The sequence below is a fragment of the Bartonella sp. AC535YNZD genome (assembly GCF_042196625.1).
Taxonomy (GTDB): domain Bacteria; phylum Pseudomonadota; class Alphaproteobacteria; order Rhizobiales; family Rhizobiaceae; genus Bartonella.
On record NZ_JBHIQP010000020.1, the window covers coordinates 1 to 17,677 of the forward strand.

Here is a 17,677-nt window from a genome sequence, read left to right on the forward strand (position 1 = left end):
TTCTATAAAAAACAATATTTTATCATATAAATTCTCATGTGATAAATTATGAGTCTAATTGAGAGCGAATGAGAGAGGAGAGAGAGAAAGTTATCCACAGATCATGGGGTTATTCACCCCATATCTTAAGATTGACCAGTGACATAAGCCGCCCATTTATCCATATAAACGCGGCGCTGTTCTAGATAGTCAGTACGACGATAGGAGCGCTCTACTTGTCCTCCTACTGTATGACTTAGAATAGTTTCAGCGACCTCATAGGGGGCATCGGTTGTTTCAGCAAGCCAATTGCGTAAACTAGAGCGAAAACCATGCGGGCAGGCTTCAAGTCCAATACGTTTCATATATTGAGCCATACACCTATGCGCGAGGGGACCACGACCTGTTGCAGAAAAGAAGAAATCATTGCGTGATAAAAGGCGCGCTTGTTTTAAAATTTCTAATGCTTCTGATGATAAAGGCACGCGAAACTCTGTTGTGGTATCACGCTTTCCTTTCATATTCTCAGCAGGAATAGTCCAGATATCGCCATCAACTTGATCTTTATGGATATGACATAAAGGAAAAGTACGAACGCCTTTCAGAATAAGCAAACGTAAAGCCAGTTGTGTCATTGTTGTTGTTTCGCAAAGTGTTTTATAAAAAGCCGGAACCTTTCTCCAGTCCATAGCTGGAAAATTTTGCGTTTTATGGCGTTGTTTGCCTAAGAGCGCGCGTGCTTTTTCTGTTGCTTGTAAATCAACATTCAAACCTAATGCAGCCGCATGTTTAAGACAAAGATTAAGACGTATCAATGCTTTCTCTGCTGTTGCAGCTTTTGTATGCCAAATAGGGGCAAGAGTATTGCGTATCTCTGTTTGAGTAATCTCTGAAACGGGTAGACAGCCTAATTTAGGGAGAATATAAAGACGTAAAGGTGAAAACCAATCACAAGCCTTACCATCATCTTTTAATTCAGCTTTCCGACTTTCAAAAGCATCTACGGCAATATCTTTTAAGTAATGGAGATTGCTTATTGCTTCACGCTTTTGTTTATCGCGTTCTTTAATGGGGTTACGCCCCTCATGCAAAACAGAGCGCCACCCAGTTGCCAATTCACGGGCTTGTTTTAAAGAGACATGTCTTAAGGCACCCAATCCCATTTCACGGCGTTGACCATGAATGGTATAACGATAAAGCCATTGAGCACCTCCATCTTTACGTTTGTGAAGAAGCAAGCCCCGGCACCATCATTATATTTTCCAGCCCCCAATGTTGCGACAGATCTTGCATTAAGACGGTTCATAAGAGCCATTTTTTACACCTTTCTTATACAGTTTTTACCCACACACCAGCCCCGCTTTTGACGTGCAAGGGAATGGTTTTGATTGATTCAAGATAAACAGCTTTGAAATGAGAGAATCTTACATTATTCGAGGGTCTAATTCAATATGAATAACGCTAGATTATCATTATAAATCAAAGTGTTGTTTTTGTATGAAGCGTGCTTTATAGACAAATGTTAGAAAACCCTATTCCCTTAATTTTACTCAGGCACGACTAACTTAAAAGTCAGTAAAAACAATAGGCTACATATAACAAAGAAGAGTGTGGTGCCCAGACGCGGATTCGAACCACGGACACGCGGATTTTCAGTCCGCTGCTCTACCAACTGAGCTATCTGGGCATGCTTCATAAAAAATATAAAGCGTTTGCGGTTATAACATTAAAATTTTCTCTGTCCAGTCATCAAAAGAAAAATAATTGATTTTTTAATAAGTTTATCTCCCTATTCTAGAGCGTTATCAATGAATTTTTATCATAAAATAAATTTGATAGGTATATTGGACACTTTAGTGTATTGTTATTAGAAGGCTGTCTTATTGTGGTGATGATACGAAAAAAAATTAAAAGAATCAATCGAGAAGCATGATTAAGAAAGATTTTTTTATAAAGTTTCTATGAATCTTAAGCATACGCAATAATAGACAATATTTTTGACTTTTTTCTAAAAAGATTATTGATTAGTCTTTATAATAATTTGTTTTTCTTTATAAAGAAAGAAAAACATCTAAAAGGGGAGAAATAATGATAATGTTACAAAAACCAAGTAGTCGTCCCAATAATACTAATTTTTCTTCAGGTCCTTGTAGCAAACGGCCTGGTTGGACTCTTGATGTTCTTAAAAATGCATTAGTTGGGCGTTCGCATAGATCGAGAGAAGCAGAATTAAAACTTGCTGAAGTTGTTGATTTAACCCGTGAGATTCTTGAAGTTCCTTCTGATCATCGTATAGGAATTATGCCGGGTTCAGATACCGGTGCTGTTGAGGCCGCTTTATGGTCTTTATTAGGTGAGCGTGGCATTGATATGGCGGCGTGGGAAAGTTTTGGGTTTGGGTGGAATAAAGATGTTGTCGAGCAATTAAAGCTTTCTGATGTGCGTCGTTTTGAAGCTCCTTATGGTGAAATACCAGATTTAACACAACTTGACTTTGATCGGGATGTTGTTTTTACATGGAATGGGACAACTTCTGGTGTGCGTATTCCTAATGCAGATTTCATTCCGCATAAGCGGGCTGGATTGACCATTTGTGATGCAACATCGGCAGCTTTTGCGCAATATCTTGATTTTTCAAAATTAGATGTTGTGACGTTTTCATGGCAGAAAGTTTTGGGAGGTGAAGCAGCGCATGGTATGGTGATTTTAAGCCCTCGTGCTGTTGAGAGGCTTGAGAATCATGTTCCAGCTTGGCCTATGCCCCAACTTTTCTATATGACAAAAAATGGAAAATTGAATGAAGATATTTTTAAAGGAAAGATCATCAATACACCTTCTATGCTTTGTGTTGAGGATTTCCTTGATGGGTTGAAGTGGGCAAAATCTCTAGGAGGTGCAGCGGCATTAAGAGCTCGGGTTGAGAAAAATTTTTCTGTACTTGATGCTTTTGTTCGCAAAACGCCATGGTTAGAATATTTGGCAAAAGATCCTGAAGTGCGTTCTAACACCGCTGTTTGTTTAGATATTGTGGATCCAGTGATTACTGCTTTGGATACGGAAAATCGAGTATCTTTTATAAAAGCGGTTGTGAAACGTCTTGATGAGGAAGGGGTTGCTTATGATATCGGTTCGTATCGCGATGCTCCTCCTGGGCTTCGAATTTGGGCGGGTATAACAATTGAGGCTTCCGATCTTGAAATTTTAACACAATGGCTTGAGTGGGCGTTCCAAGTTGAAAAAGCACAGCTTTAAATAATTACTGGTGATTTTCACAACGTGTTTTTAAACAAAAAAGGATACGAGAGATTATGATGATCTTTCGTATTCTTGTATCAGACAAACAGCCTCTAAATATTACATGAATTGTAAAAGATTAAGACGGGGAATGAATACTTTGTCAGGTGTTGGATACGAACAAATTAAAATCTCTAATGTTTTTACTTTTTGTAGCGAAAATGACAGATTTTAAATATTTGGGTATTTTCTTATCTTTATTATCATAAATTTGAAAATTTAATCACTTGAAGATTGAGAAAAATCTGAAATGAGGAGTCGCACTTGCTTTAAGGTTTCGTTATAAGGAAGCATTTGTTTTTGAATGCTGGTTTTTTTGACCAAACACGACGGAGAAAATTATGGCCAATGTAGTTGTTGTCGGTACACAATGGGGTGATGAAGGCAAAGGTAAAATTGTAGATTGGTTGTCTGAGCGAGCAGATATTGTGGTAAGATATCAGGGGGGGCATAATGCTGGCCACACATTGGTTATTGATGGAGTGAGTTATAAATTATCGCTTTTACCGTCTGGTTTAGTGCGTGGAAAGCTATCAATCATTGGAAATGGTGTTGTTGTTGATCCTCATCATTTTGTTGCAGAATTAAAAAAACTATGTGATCAGGGTGTACAAATTACACCAGAAATTTTACGGATTGCTGAAAATGCTCCTTTGATTCTTTCTTTGCATCGTGATCTTGATGCAATTCGAGAAAGCGGTTTATCTGGTTTAAAGATTGGTACAACAAAGCGCGGTATTGGACCGGCTTATGAAGATAAGGTGGGACGTCGTGCTATCCGAGTGATGGATTTAGCAGAAAAAGATACACTTATGGCTAAGATTGAGCGGCTTTTGAGGCATCATAATGCTTTGCGTCGTGGAATGGGTGTTGCGGAAATTGATTCTCAAGCACTTTATGATGAATTGATGCAAGTCGCGGATAAAATTTTACCCTTTATGGATTGTACGTGGCGTCTTTTAGATGAAGGGTATCGAGGAGGGAAACACATTCTTTTTGAAGGTGCGCAAGGTGCTTTACTCGATAATGATTTTGGAACTTATCCTTATGTAACGTCATCGAATACAGTTGCTGGGCAGGCATGTACAGGTTCAGGGATGGGACCTGGTGCAATTCATTATGTTTTGGGTATTGCAAAAGCTTACACCACACGCGTTGGAGAAGGGCCGTTTCCGACAGAGCAAATAAATGATATTGGTGAATTTCTGGGAGTGCGTGGACATGAATTTGGTGTTGTAACGGGTCGAAAGCGTCGATGTGGTTGGTTTGATGCTGTATTAGTACGTCAGATGGTAACAATTTGCGGTGTGCAAGGGATAGCATTGACAAAACTTGATGTTTTGGATGGTTTAGATGAAATAAAAATTTGTATTGGTTATGAGCTTGATGGTAGAAGAATTGATTATTTACCTTCTTCCATGGGAGCTCAAGCTCGGGTGAAGCCTGTTTATGAAACATTAGAAGGTTGGAAGGAAAAAACAGCACATGCGCTGACGTGGGAAGATTTACCTGCGCAAGCTGTTAAATACATACGCTATATTGAAGAACGGATTAATACAAAAGTAGCTTTATTATCCACGAGTCCAGAGCGTGAAGATACTATTCTGATTACAGATCCCTTTGCAAATTGATGGTTGTTTTTAGATTTCTATATATGTTCTCTGTTCGTTTTTGTATCTTTTTACAAAAAAGTTTTTAAGAGCACGTAAGAGAAAGGTGCAAAATAGCATTGTTTATTTTTCATATTCATTTTACATTATTGCGATAGTTGTACCAATATTAAATGGCAACCAATTTAGAAGGCTAAAATAAAGTTTTTTGGCTTTACTATTGATTTTTTCTCAGTTTAAGAGAGATTATAGAGGAAATGGTAGATTTCGTTGGAATCTTAAAAAAGACAATTAATGCACAAAATAATATTACACCACAAGTGCGTAAGCGGATTTATAAGCGGGCTATCGAAACACTAGAACATCAATTTGTAATAGCAAAAATCCCACAAGCAATAGCGGATGAACAAAGAAAGATTCTTCGAAGTTCTATCGCAACCGTTGAAGAAGAATATTTAGTAGTTGAAAAGAAATTGCTTTCTTCAGTCATTGGGTGGAATCCCACAAATATAAATGAAGATAAGAAAGTTACAAAAAAAGTTATATTACCAAAGAATAATGAATTTTCAATGGTAAACATAAAAAGAAAGCAGGATTTTGTTGCACGTTCAAAAGATAATAAAGTATTTGATAAGCCTTATGTATCAGATGTACCAGATGCAGAGCCTGTTAATATGGGGGCTTATTTCTCTTCTCAGCATGTTAATAGCTGTACGTTAAAGGGTTCTCCCTCGCAGGAAGATAATCCGCATATTGTTTCGCATATTTTTTCCCAGGCTTTACGTCGCGCTAATAAATCACTGGTGCAAAGGCGTATTGTGATAAGTGTTGTTTCTGTTGTTAGTATTGTTGTTTTAACGGTTGGTATTTTTTTTGTTGGTGAGCGTGTATTTATATCAAATGATCATCAGTTGTTGGGAGAAAATCTTCAAGCTTCTCACAGAGTTCCAAAGGCACTTTCGGTTAAGAGAAAGTTAACACAACGCTTATTAGAGGATGGGAGTGAAATTGATGTCGGTTTAAAACAAGCGACAGATTCTTCGGATGAAGAAGGAATCTCAACAGTTGTTTCTAGCAATTTGCAGTCGCTTGAAAAATCGGGTGAAGCTGTTTTTTATCAAGCACGTACAAATTATGATGCAGAAAAGATGGCAACCGGAAGTGTTCGCTGGACGCTTATAAAGGAGTCTTATGTGAAGGGGGCTCCAGAAGAAACAACTATACAAGGTGATATAACAATTCCTGATGAAGGGATATCATTACGATTAATTTTACGTCGTAATACCGATCAGTCATTTCCTGCTGCGTATATTATGGACCTTATTTTTATTCTTTCGGATAAATTTTCAGGTAAAGCTATAAGCAATGTTCAAGCATTAACCTTTAAAGCAAGTGAACAATCCATTGGACTGGCTTTAACAAGAACTATTGCTGCAAAGATTAACGATGACTTTTTTCTTGTCGCATTGAGTGGAAATCATCCATTTCTTGATCGAAATTTACAATTGATGCGAGAATTAGATTGGATGCGTTTGGTGTTAACGGATAAAAACGGGCGTATAAGTGAATTAACCTTTGCAAAAGGACCAACAGGTAAGTCTATTTTTAATGAAGTTATTGGACAATGGATTGCACAACAAGATAAGTTAACAGTTCTTGGTCAAAAAAATAAAACATAGATGCAAAAAAATAAACGGCTGTGAAGAATTTTCTATATCTGTTTCTATCAATTATACCAAATGCGCTCAACAAAGCCTATACATCAATAACTCAAAAAATTAGATAGGCTAATTTACCCGTATAAAGCCAATATATGCCTTTTTTCATTTTTACTTTAAGAATGTGCAAACAATTGGCTTTATACTTAATTCTAGAATTTTATACTTGAGCTTGAGATAAAGTAGAATCTTTGATAAAGTTTTGCACTTTTTCAAATGCACGCATTTCAATTTGTCTTACTCGTTCTCGACTAATATTAAATTCACCAGAGAGTTCTTCTAAGGTTAGTGGGATATCGTTTAAACGACGCGCTTTGAATATACGTTTTTCGCGTTCATTGAGATTGTCCATGGCATTTATGAGCATGGAACGGCGATTTTCTAATTCACTTTTTTCAATTAAAATTTGTTCTTGATCGTTAGATTCATCCACCAACCAATCTTGCAACTCGCTGTTTTCCCCTTCCTTTGTTCGAATCGGTGCATTGAGTGACGTGTCACCACCAAGCCTGCGATTCATTGAAACAACTTCATCTTCTGTAACATTCAACTGGGTTGCAATTTCTTTTACTTGTTCTGCGTTGAGATCACCGCTATCAAGGGCTTGAAGTTTACTTTTTATCTTACGAAGGTTGAAAAACAAGCGCTTTTGATTGGCTGTTGTCCCCATTTTCACCAAACTCCAAGATCGCAATACATACTCTTGGATTGATGCTTTAATCCACCATATTGCATAGGTTGCAAGACGAAAACCCCGTTCTGGTTCGAAACGTTTAACAGCTTGCATGAGTCCAACATTACCTTCTGAAATGACTTCCCCAATGGGGAGTCCATAGCCCCGATATCCCATCGCTATTTTAGCTACGAGACGCAAATGACTGGTTACCAGCCTATGCGCAGCTTTTAAGTCATTATGCTCACGGTAACGCTGAGCTAACATATATTCTTCTTTTGGTTCAAGCATTGGAAAACGACGGACTTCCTCTAAGTAACGATTTAAACCGCCATCACCTGTTATTACTGATAACAAATTCATATGGGCCATATAGCACCCTCCTTTTGTCTGAATTCCCTGATAAGGCAAATTCTCTGTTTCAGATAGCGAACTACCCTTGTAACCTCACTTTAGCATATTTTTGAATTTTGTTCAAAAAAAGATATTTTATTGTCAAATCTTGAGAAGGAGAAAAGTTTCAATTCATTTTTTTAAAATGCTTAATAAGTTTAGCCATATCTTGAGGCAGCGGTGTGGAAAACGACATAACTTTACCGGTAGAAGGATGTTCAAAAGTAAGACTTGCAGCATGGAGTGCATGTCGGTTGAATTGATCTATTGCATTTTTAATAATGGGATTAAGGGTATTTGACTTTGTTTTAAAAGCATTTCCATAAACCGTATCACCTACGAGAGGATGTCCGATATGAGCCATATGAACACGGATTTGATGGGTACGTCCGGTTTCCAAACGACATTCCAGAAGGCTAGCAAAAGACGTTGAGTCTGGATGAGTACCGTATTTTTCAAGCAGAGAAACATGTGTAACAGCATGACGAGCATAAGGATTTTGGCTATGAATAACAGCTTGCTTTGTTCGGTTATGGGGCGAACGACCAAGTGATGCATCAATTGTCCAGACATTACGGTGAGGTGCCCCCCAAATCAAGGCATGATAACGTCGATCTAATGCGCAGGTACGTCCATGATCAGAAAATTGAGCGCTAAGACTTTTATGGGCCAGATCATTTTTTGCAACAACCATGACACCGCTTGTATTTTTATCGAGACGATGGACAATGCCAGGGCGTTTAACACCACCTATACCAGATAAACTATTACCACAGTGGTAAATAAGAGCATTAACCAACGTACCAGTCCAATTGCCATTCCCAGGATGAACAACAAGACCAGCTGGTTTATTAATAACGATGATATGATCATCTTCAAAAAGGATGTCCAATGCGATAGCTTCAGCGCTAGGTTCTGCATCACGAAGATCAGGCATTGCCAATTCAATTATTTGGTTAATTTTTAATTTTGTTTTTGGTTCCTTTATGAGATGACCATCAATCTTAAGACAGCCTTCATGGATGAGGGCTTGCAAACGTGAACGTGAGAGCACATTATGGTATTGTTTTGCGAGCCACTGGTCAAGACGTTGCCCAAGAGCACCTTCATCCGTTATTTTCTGTATTACCATACGATTCCTATTAAGTTTTTAATAAGATTCTCTTACCAGTATGAAATTGCTTTACTATCAAGAAATTCTTTAATTCCCCAATGTCCCCCTTCACGGGCGCGCCCAGAAAATTTTACACCTCCAAAGTAGCTTCCACTGGGTAACCCATGTCCATTAACTTCTACCATACCAGAGCGTACTTGTGCTGCAATACGACGACATTTGTTGCGATCTTGTGATTGAATATAATTTGTAAGACCATACTCAGTGTTATTGGCTAAAGCGACGGCTTCTTCTTCTGTACTAAAAGCAAGAATCGAGAGAACTGGACCAAAGATTTCTTCTTTAAAAATACGCATATGAGGTTTTACATCAGCAAAGACTGTTGGACGAACATAATAACCGCGTTCCATTCCTTTTGGTAAACCAGTCCCTCCTGCAACAAGAGTTGCACCTTCATCAATTCCCGATTGGATAAGTTCTTGAATTTTATCGTATTGTTTTTTTGAAACGACAGGCCCAATATGATTTCCTTCTTGGTAGTTTGGTCCTACTTTTGTTGTTTCTGCAATATCTTTAGCTATTTTTACGGCTTTGTCATAGATGCTCTGTTCCACAAGCATACGAGTCGGTGCATTACAACTTTGTCCACTATTATAAAAGCAATGTCGTGCACCACGTTGAATAGCATCTGAGTCGGCATCAGCAAAGATAATATTCGCTCCTTTTCCTCCAAGTTCCAGACAGACTCTTTTTAAAGTTGCGCTGGCATTTTTCGAAATATCTTTTCCTGCTCTGGTTGAACCAGTAAAGCTGATCATTTCTAAATCTGGATGTGCAGAGAGGTAAGAGCCGACAGTCGCACCATCACCATTGATTAAATTAAAAACACCGGCTGGAAGTGCTGCTTCATCTAAAATTTCAGCAAAAAGCATAGCAGAAAGAGGCGCAATTTCAGAGGGTTTTAACACCATGGTACAGCCAGCCAAGAGAGCAGGAATAACTTTAAGCGTTACTTGATTCATGGGCCAATTCCATGGCGTAATTAATCCTACGACGCCGATAGGATCGTAGTGAAGGATGGCTTGCTCATTTCCCTTTATTAAAGTTTCTTGGAACGAAAACTCTTTATAAGCTTTGATAAAATTGCGAATATGAGAACTTCCGGTTGCAGTTTGCGCATTAAGCGCCATATCAATTGGTGCTCCCATTTCCATTGAAATGGTTTTTGCCATGTCTTTGGAACGTTTTTCATAGATTTCTAGAATTTTTTCAACGAATCCGAGACGCTCGCTTGGTGACGTTGTTTTCCATTTTTGAAACGCTTCTTTAGCCGCGTTAATTGCCTTATCGGCATCTTTTGTACTTCCAAGGCTAATGACAGCACAAGCCTCTTCTGTTGATGGATTAATGACGTCAAAGTCGTGAGGAGTGCTTGGATCATCCCATAGACCATTGATATAAAATTTCCGTTTGTTAAACATAATTGGCTCCCTTTTTTCTATTTGTGTTTATGTCATTATGATTATCTTAGTCTAAGCCTTTTTAAACGAGGATAACAAGGGTAATCTTATAAAAACGCGAGAAACTAGATTATATTATGGTAATTGAGCATGAAGAATTTAATAGAGCAATGCTTATATAACTATTTGTATTATCGAGACTAATTTCTTTTATGAAAAGGGAGAGAAAGAGAGGTATAGACAATTTCCTTGAAGCTTTTTTATCATGAAGTTTTTTTTCAAAACGAATGGAATACGCGCTATACGACACCATAAACTGGGTAATTTACGTCGTAAATAGGAAGAAAAAACATTATGAATATGCATTATGGCATTATTTTTTTTATTGAAAAGTAGCTATCAGCAAAAGGTTATTAACCTTCATACGATAGTCTCTATGAATTCTTTTTGAAAAGATTATTTTTCTCATTGCTATAAATTTGTTGGGTGCCATGCATAATTCGAAAACAAAATCTATTTCTACATCTTCTTTTTCTGATGATGGTACAAAAGGTGCATCAAGAGAAGATTTATCTATTAAGATTACCGAGATATTTCCTTATCCGGAAGTGTGGAAAAAGGCATTTACCCTCGGAAAAAATGTCCGTTTTACGCGTACCCCAGAAGTTGAGATTTTGCGTCGTCGTATAGAAACAGATCCAATTTTTGCAAAACAGTTTAAAATTTTTACGAAACAAGATCAAAAACAAATTACAGATATTGTACGCTGTAACAAGAAAACGAAAAATGTTCTATCCACAAAAAAAGTCATTAATCCTCAATCAATAGAGAATAAAACGTCGGTTTGTCATTCAACAGTTTTACAGCAGTTGTCACAACAAACTATTGGTATGTCACCAGAAAATATTCCGCTTAAGGAGGATAAACAAGAACATAAATTACCAGGAGAAAATGTGCTACAAAAAATGAATCCTGCTTTGCACCTTTCCAATGATGCATTTTTTGAGTGTGAATCTTTGATATTTGAATATGTGGATACTCAAACTTCAAAAGAGGATGCATCGATTGACACAAAAAATGAAATTACACCTCATATTCCTTCTGCCTTTGATGAGTCAATAACTGCTCTTTATCGTGTTCTTGAATACCGCTTTCCACAACTCTATGATTCAATTACATCAGAATCTCCAGCAGAAAGGATGCGAGGTGTTGAGCAAATTTCTGATTTAATGCATACAAATAATGATACGGCTAAAAAGTATCATTCTAAGCTTTCTGTTGAAGATTGTGTCCATACGCAAAGTGATGCAGAAGCGTTAAACAATACTGAGGCGTTAAGCGGTGCTGGGGCTCGTATAGAGACTGAAAATAGCAATAATACTATCGCTAATAATACCGTTGATTGTGTAACAAAAGATGTCACAAAGAATTCAAAAGATTTGTCTGTGATGCAAGCAAACGTTAAAACTAAAATATTCCAATCTAGCCGCGCGCCATTAGGCAATTATGATTCTGCTTTTGTGCAAAATATGCACTCTGTTGACTGTGATGTTTATGAGTTTCCTCCGGTCAGTTTATTACAGAAACCTGTTTTTCATGAAGGTACGATGATTCCTCAGGAAACATTAGAACGTGGTGCTGGACTTTTGGAAAGTGTTTTGGAAGATTTTGGTATTAAGGGTGAAGTTATCCATGTACATCCAGGGCCAGTGGTTACAATGTATGAATTTGAGCCTGCTGCGGGTGTAAAGTCATCGCGCGTTATTAATCTTTCTGATGATATTGCGCGTTCTATGTCTGCTATTTCTACACGCGTTGCTGTCATTCCTGGACGTAATGTTATCGGGATTGAGTTACCCAATGCGGTTCGTGAAACCGTTTATTTACGTGAATTAATCCAAACACGTTCTTTTCGTGAAAGTGAATTTAAACTTGCTCTTGCTTTGGGGAAAGGGATTAATGGTGAACCGGTCATTGCAGAATTAGCAAAAATGCCTCATTTATTGGTTGCGGGAACAACAGGATCAGGAAAGTCTGTTGCAATTAATACAATGATTTTGTCGATTCTTTATCGTATGACACCAAAGCAGTGTCGTTTGATCATGGTTGATCCTAAAATGTTAGAGCTCTCTGTTTATGATGGCATACCACATCTTTTAACACCTGTTGTAACAGATCCTAAAAAAGCAGTAACAGCTTTAAAATGGGCGGTTCGTGAAATGGAAGAACGTTATCGCAAAATGGCTAAGTTAGGTGTGCGTAATATTGATGGTTTTAATGCACGCGTTGCACTTGCAGCTCAAAAAGGCGAAACGATCATGTGTACTGTACAATCGGGCTTTGATAAGGAAACAGGGGAAATGCTTTATCATGAAGAAGCCATGGATCTCACGCAGCTTCCTTATATTGTTGTGATTGTTGATGAGATGGCTGATCTTATGATGGTGGCAGGGAAAGAAATAGAGAATGCCATTCAGCGCTTAGCGCAAATGGCGCGTGCGGCAGGTATTCATCTTATTATGGCAACGCAGCGTCCTTCTGTTGATGTTATCACAGGGACAATTAAAGCGAACTTTCCTACCCGCATTTCTTTTCAAGTAACTTCAAAAATTGATAGTCGTACGATCTTGGGTGAACAAGGTGCTGAAACGCTTTTAGGTCAGGGGGATATGCTTCATATGGTAGGTGGTGGGCGCATCGTGCGCGTTCATAGCCCTTTTGTCTCTGATGAAGAAGTTGAATCCATCGTTGCACATCTTAAAATGCAAGGAAAACCTGATTATTTAGCAACGGTAACGGATAATGAAGACGATAACAAAGAGGATGCTTCTGCTGATTCAACGGTTGGAGTTTCTGAGGACGAAAATTTTGATGAAGAGGGTGAGGGACTTTATAATCAAGCTGTAAAGATTGTTATGCGTGATAGAAAATGTTCAACATCTTATATTCAGCGTCGACTTTCAATCGGCTATAATAAAGCAGCTTCTCTTGTCGAACAGATGGAAGAAAAAGGCATTGTTGGAGCCGCTAATCATGTTGGAAAACGTGAAATTCTACTCAATGAAGGAAAATAAACAAGCACATTTTAAAATGGGAAATTTTTAAAATGTCTGACAGTCATTATTAAAATGTGCTTGTTTTATTTTTTCAGAGAAAATGGGCTACACGTATTTATCTTTTATAATTATTAAAAAATTGAGTAGAGAGTTATAAAGCAAAAGTGATTTTTTGTATTAAAACTGCTGATGAGGTAAACAGGCTGATATCAAAGGAGATTGTAAGATATTTTTAGTTTTCTCGATGATCTGGAATGTAAAGAAATTAAACAAATCTTTATATGAAGACCAGTGATGTTTGTTTTGTATTCTATTTACAGAGAGATTCTTGAGTCAAGTAGTGTGGTGATATATTTTTTGTTTTTTTCTGTCGCGATTTTAATGAAAAAAAGGTCTTTGGGCGATTATGGAGAGTATCATAAGAAGAGTATCCAATATACAAGGTCTGTTGCGTTGGGTGCTTTAAAGCGCTACGCTGAATTTATTATCATTTGATACTGTCAGTGCAAGAAAGATATTCTTACGAGACTTTATTTGAAAAAGAAATTTTTAATTTCGGATTTTTATCATGCAATATACTGATTTATAATGGTAGTTTATCATTATTTGTGTGAATAAAAGTCTCCAATATCGTAAGATTTTTTCATTTCAAATCTATTCCATATTGAATAGTCAAAACCATCTTTTTGTATATCATAAGTTAAGTTAGCGTATGGGTAAAAAACATTTAAAAAAGGAATTTAAATGCCTCTGATGAGGGCATTCAAATGCCAAAAACTATTGGCAACATGAGGAGCTGGAAAGTATAATGATGGTGCTAGCTGATTTTTGCGTAAGTATAAAATGGTAATACACAATGCTTTGATATCTTCTATGGTGATCTTTATAGCGCACCATTTACGGGGGACGTCGTAAATAAGTTTGGGGATCGTGGATATATCTCTTTAAAACAGGCGCATGAATGCGCAAAATTAAGTGTATTCTTTTTTTGGTGACTATTTTATGTGAGGATCATGTTCCTATTAAGGTGACAAATCTTATTACCTTAATAGGTGAATAAGTAACAGTGTTAGGGAATTCTTTTTATTTTTGTTTTGTTGGTGAAGCAGTCAAAATTTTGCTACAGACAATTGATACAAGATGTCAGAGTATTGTAACCAGAGAAGGTACTTGTAAAAGATTAGCATTATTCGTTTGAGAGTAAATCCAATACTTTTTTAGTTTTAGTTATGCCATTAAAAGAAGATGAGTTGAAGTTAAATACAAATGAATTAAAATGTAAGCAAGAAGCTTTTCGTTTTACACCAGAGCTTTTGCCGCGACCTTTTACGTGGAAAATTGATAGCAATGGTTTATTTTGTGAAGTTTCAAAAGAGTTAGCTGAAGTTGTTGGGCCTCTCTCTTCCTCTATTTTAGGATGTAGTTTTCATGATCTTGCTTATCAATTTAATGATGAGCGGTATCGGATTCTTAGCCGTTTTATTGAAGCGGCTGTACCTTGGAATGAAGAGATTGTTCAATGGCCTGTTGATGGCTGTTCACAATGGCTTGATGTTGAGTTATCTGCTTTACCAATTTTTGATGTTAAAAAGAAGCTTAAGGGATTTTGCGGCTTTGGTGTTTTAAAAGTACGAGAAAAAGTCCAAGAAAAAAGAGATGAAAAGCTGAAGACGGAAATGCCGTGTCTCTCTGAGATAGAACGATCAGCTTTTCGTGAGATTGCCGAGCAATTGCGTGATGAATTGAATTCATCGGAAAAAGAAGAAGAGAATTTTTTTGAAGAGACAGCTATTCAGTTACCATATGCACAGACATTGTCGGTAAATGCTATAGAACAGGCTCTCATAAAAGAGCCAGCTGCAGTTTTATCATTGTTGGATACAGCAACTGATGGTGTTTTATGGTTGGATAAACAGGGCTTTATTCAATCAGCGAGTAGGGCAGCCTTAGCATTAATGAGTTATGAAATAAATGAACTACGAGGACAGCCATTCTCTTCATTATTTACTTTGCAAAGCCAACCTTTGGTTGAAAAATATTTTAAATCAATCCGTATAGAGGGGAAAAATCAGGTTTTAAATCGCAGTGAAAGCGCTGATTTAATGACGAAAAATCATAAAAATATAACCGTTTTGATAACGATTGTATTTTTGGCAAAGCAAGGCAATTATGCTGTTATGTTGCGTGATATAACACAAACAGTTCCATCAGGAGAAAAAAAAGCAGAAGAGGATAAAATCGTTGGAGTTGTTCATGAAATACGAACACCTTTGAATGCTCTTATTGGTTTTGCAGAAATTATGAGAGAAGGCCGTTTTGGTTCGATAGAAAATGAGCGCTATCATGGATATTTACGCGATATTATTTCCTCTGGAAAACATATATTATCGCTGATTAATCAATTACTAGAGTGCTCGAAGATAAATTATTCTGATTCCGATAACCAGATTGATACTTCCCTTATTTCTGAAACATTTGATGTGATATCTTGTTTACGTGCGACGATCGCTTTTCTTGAAACTCAAGCTAATCAGAACGGCATTATCATGCGTATTGTTGCTCCACCTCACGTTCCATTTATTCCTGTATCACGACAAGTGTTTCGCCAGATTATATGGAATCTTCTCTCTAATGCCATTCGTTTTACGCCATTGGGTGGGCAGATTATTGTTCACGTTTCTTATAGAAAAGAACGTGTAAAAATTTCAGTGAGCGATAATGGTATAGGGATGAGCGAAGAAGAGATTATACAGGCACTGCAACCTTATGGCCAAGTAGAGCGCAAAGATGGCCGATCTGGTGATAGCGCTTTTATGGGAACAGGTTTAGGCCTCCCAATGTGTAAAGCAATGGTGGAAGAAAGAGGAGGACAATTTTTACTGTTCTCAAAACCAAACCATGGAACAACTGTGGAAATGTTTTTTCCTCGTGTTCCATGAGGTTAATCATGCATAAAATTATTTTTTCTTAGCCAAAAGATCTCTAATTTCTATTAAAAGTTGTTCTTCTGAAGACGTTTTTTTGGGGCTTTCTTCTTCTTTTCTACGAATTTTATTCATAGCCTTAACGAATAAAAAAAGAACCCAAGCAATAATGAGAAAATTGATAAGTAAAGTAATAAAGTGTCCATAGCTAATGGTTGCTCCAGCTGCTTTGGCGGCACTCAATGTTGCTTGTTTTTCGCCAGCAAGTTGAATAAACATATTAGAAAAATCAATCCCACCTGTAATCAGTCCAATGATTGGCATAAAAATATCATTGACAATTGAGTTGACCAAGCTACCAAAAGCACCCCCTATAATCACACCGATAGCAAGATCAATCATATTACCTTTTAGGGCAAATTCTTTGAATTCTTTAAGCATTGTGTTTTCCCCTTTATGTAAGCGATATACGGTAATTTACTTACCGCTTTTGATGAAAAAGGAAAGGGCAGATTTTATTTTTAGGGTTATATTACGATATTAATATCATTTTCAAAGAACTTTATAAGGTTTAATAAAGAGCTTTAGGATTCTATTTGAATGTACATAGAACATTTCCTAGAAAAAAGCTTTTTTGATAAAAATTATATCTGCTTTTTTCAACAGAAAGTAGAAAACTGTAGCTTAATTTATATAATTGTCTCAAGATTTTTATGTTAACATTAAAAAGAGAGATTTTTACACAATACCACAAAATGGGCAGTGTTGAAAGCTGAGCTATCAGAAAGTTTCTCAAATGAAGTACATATATTGGCATAAAAAGAGAGTTAAGAATAAAAAATCTATTTCAACCCTGGTGGGAGAAATGGATAGAGAAGGTGAGAGTAAGATTTATAACTTAAATTTCTCTTAATTTAGCAAGCGATAATAGCGATTAGGGGCATGTTAGAGCTTATCTAAAAGCTATTTGTATTGCGTTACATGAACTGAAAATGGCGATCACCGATGGAAGGTAGCACATTTCATTAACTAGAAGATTGTATTAGTTTATAGACAGGAGAACTATAGGGTTAGCAAGATCATTTTGATTTGGAAGTTGTTGGTATGATAGGATGTGGGTTCAATGATCAACTGTCATCATTTCGACCATGTGTTCGACAATTACTTTTAGTGCTTCTGATGATAAAGGTACGCGAAATTTTGTTGTAGCATCGCGCTTTTCTTTCATATTTTCAGCAGGGATAGTCCATATATCATTATAAATTTGGTCTTTATGAATATGACGTAAAGAGCTAGAGAGAGCGCCTGTAAGGATAAGCAAATGCAAAGCCAGATATTTTATGTTTTGTGTTTTACAAAGCGTTTGATAAAAGGCAGTGCATCTTTCCAATCCATTGCTGGTCTATTTTGCGTTTTATGACGTTGTTTTCCTAAGAGCGCGCGTGCTTTTGTTGTT

Annotated in this window: 9 protein-coding genes, 1 tRNA gene and 2 pseudogenes; 5 read left to right on the forward strand and 7 right to left on the reverse strand. The window is 37.0% G+C overall.

Annotated features, from left to right (window positions below):
• Positions 1 to 125: 125 nt before the first annotated feature.
• Both ACFIM8_RS08360 and ACFIM8_RS08365 read right to left on the reverse strand, forming a co-directional pair.
• Positions 126 to 1,294, reverse strand: a pseudogene (locus ACFIM8_RS08360) (tyrosine-type recombinase/integrase).
• 296 nt (positions 1,295 to 1,590) lie between these two features.
• Positions 1,591 to 1,666: transfer RNA gene (locus ACFIM8_RS08365), tRNA-Phe, on the reverse strand.
• Between the two features lie 401 nt (positions 1,667 to 2,067).
• Here ACFIM8_RS08365 and ACFIM8_RS08370 point away from each other — a divergent pair.
• The 3 genes from ACFIM8_RS08370 (at position 2,068) to ACFIM8_RS08380 (ending at position 6,562) form a co-directional block, all read left to right on the forward strand.
• The gene (locus ACFIM8_RS08370) at positions 2,068 to 3,231 is read left to right on the forward strand and encodes a phosphoserine transaminase (RefSeq protein ID WP_375607454.1); all 1,164 of its coding nucleotides are present in this window, start codon (positions 2,068 to 2,070) and stop codon (positions 3,229 to 3,231) included.
• A gap of 383 nt (positions 3,232 to 3,614) precedes the next feature.
• The gene (locus ACFIM8_RS08375; RefSeq protein WP_375614772.1) at positions 3,615 to 4,904 is read left to right on the forward strand and encodes an adenylosuccinate synthase; all 1,290 of its coding nucleotides are present in this window, start codon (positions 3,615 to 3,617) and stop codon (positions 4,902 to 4,904) included.
• Between the two features lie 236 nt (positions 4,905 to 5,140).
• Complete coding sequence (locus ACFIM8_RS08380) at positions 5,141 to 6,562, forward strand: hypothetical protein (protein WP_375607452.1); 1,422 nt, start codon at positions 5,141 to 5,143, stop codon at positions 6,560 to 6,562.
• 199 nt (positions 6,563 to 6,761) lie between these two features.
• Here ACFIM8_RS08380 and rpoH read toward each other — a convergent pair whose 3' ends face one another.
• The 3 genes from rpoH to ACFIM8_RS08395 all read right to left on the reverse strand — a co-directional run bounded on the left by rpoH (position 6,762) and on the right by ACFIM8_RS08395 (position 10,262).
• Positions 6,762 to 7,646, reverse strand: coding sequence for an RNA polymerase sigma factor RpoH (gene rpoH / locus ACFIM8_RS08385; protein WP_375607451.1), 885 nt, complete (start codon positions 7,644 to 7,646; stop codon positions 6,762 to 6,764).
• A gap of 148 nt (positions 7,647 to 7,794) precedes the next feature.
• Positions 7,795 to 8,799 carry an RluA family pseudouridine synthase gene (locus tag ACFIM8_RS08390; protein WP_375607450.1) on the reverse strand — a complete coding sequence of 335 codons (1,005 nt, stop codon included), beginning with the start codon at positions 8,797 to 8,799 and terminating at the stop codon, positions 7,795 to 7,797.
• A gap of 32 nt (positions 8,800 to 8,831) precedes the next feature.
• Complete coding sequence (locus tag ACFIM8_RS08395) at positions 8,832 to 10,262, reverse strand: aldehyde dehydrogenase family protein (protein WP_375607449.1); 1,431 nt, start codon at positions 10,260 to 10,262, stop codon at positions 8,832 to 8,834.
• 470 nt (positions 10,263 to 10,732) lie between these two features.
• On the opposite strand from ACFIM8_RS08395, the gene ACFIM8_RS08400 reads away from it, so the two are divergent.
• Together ACFIM8_RS08400 and ACFIM8_RS08405 are read left to right on the forward strand one after the other, a co-directional pair.
• Positions 10,733 to 13,315, forward strand: a complete 2,583-nt coding sequence (locus ACFIM8_RS08400; RefSeq protein ID WP_375614773.1) for a DNA translocase FtsK — start codon at positions 10,733 to 10,735, stop codon at positions 13,313 to 13,315.
• A 1,232-nt stretch (positions 13,316 to 14,547) separates the two neighbouring features.
• Complete coding sequence (locus ACFIM8_RS08405; protein WP_375607447.1) at positions 14,548 to 16,236, forward strand: ATP-binding protein; 1,689 nt, start codon at positions 14,548 to 14,550, stop codon at positions 16,234 to 16,236.
• An 18-nt stretch (positions 16,237 to 16,254) separates the two neighbouring features.
• On the opposite strand, the gene mscL is transcribed toward ACFIM8_RS08405, so the two are convergent.
• Together mscL and ACFIM8_RS08415 are read right to left on the reverse strand one after the other, a co-directional pair.
• Positions 16,255 to 16,662 carry a large conductance mechanosensitive channel protein MscL gene (gene mscL / locus ACFIM8_RS08410; protein WP_375607446.1) on the reverse strand — a complete coding sequence of 136 codons (408 nt, stop codon included), beginning with the start codon at positions 16,660 to 16,662 and terminating at the stop codon, positions 16,255 to 16,257.
• Positions 16,663 to 17,380: 718 nt separating this feature from the next.
• A pseudogene (locus ACFIM8_RS08415) lies at positions 17,381 to 17,677 on the reverse strand (integrase); the annotation flags it as partial.

Coding starts and splice junctions, on each gene's coding strand:
- mscL (WP_375607446.1), bottom strand. CDS start 16,662: ATGCTTAAAGAATTCAAAGAATTTGCCCTAAAAGGTAATATGATTGAT.
- ACFIM8_RS08380 (WP_375607452.1), top strand. CDS start 5,141: ATGGTAGATTTCGTTGGAATCTTAAAAAAGACAATTAATGCACAAAAT.
- ACFIM8_RS08400 (WP_375614773.1), top strand. CDS start 10,733: ATGCATAATTCGAAAACAAAATCTATTTCTACATCTTCTTTTTCTGAT.
- ACFIM8_RS08395 (WP_375607449.1), bottom strand. CDS start 10,262: ATGTTTAACAAACGGAAATTTTATATCAATGGTCTATGGGATGATCCA.
- ACFIM8_RS08375 (WP_375614772.1), top strand. CDS start 3,615: ATGGCCAATGTAGTTGTTGTCGGTACACAATGGGGTGATGAAGGCAAA.
- rpoH (WP_375607451.1), bottom strand. CDS start 7,646: ATGGCCCATATGAATTTGTTATCAGTAATAACAGGTGATGGCGGTTTA.
- ACFIM8_RS08390 (WP_375607450.1), bottom strand. CDS start 8,799: ATGGTAATACAGAAAATAACGGATGAAGGTGCTCTTGGGCAACGTCTT.
- ACFIM8_RS08370 (WP_375607454.1), top strand. CDS start 2,068: ATGATAATGTTACAAAAACCAAGTAGTCGTCCCAATAATACTAATTTT.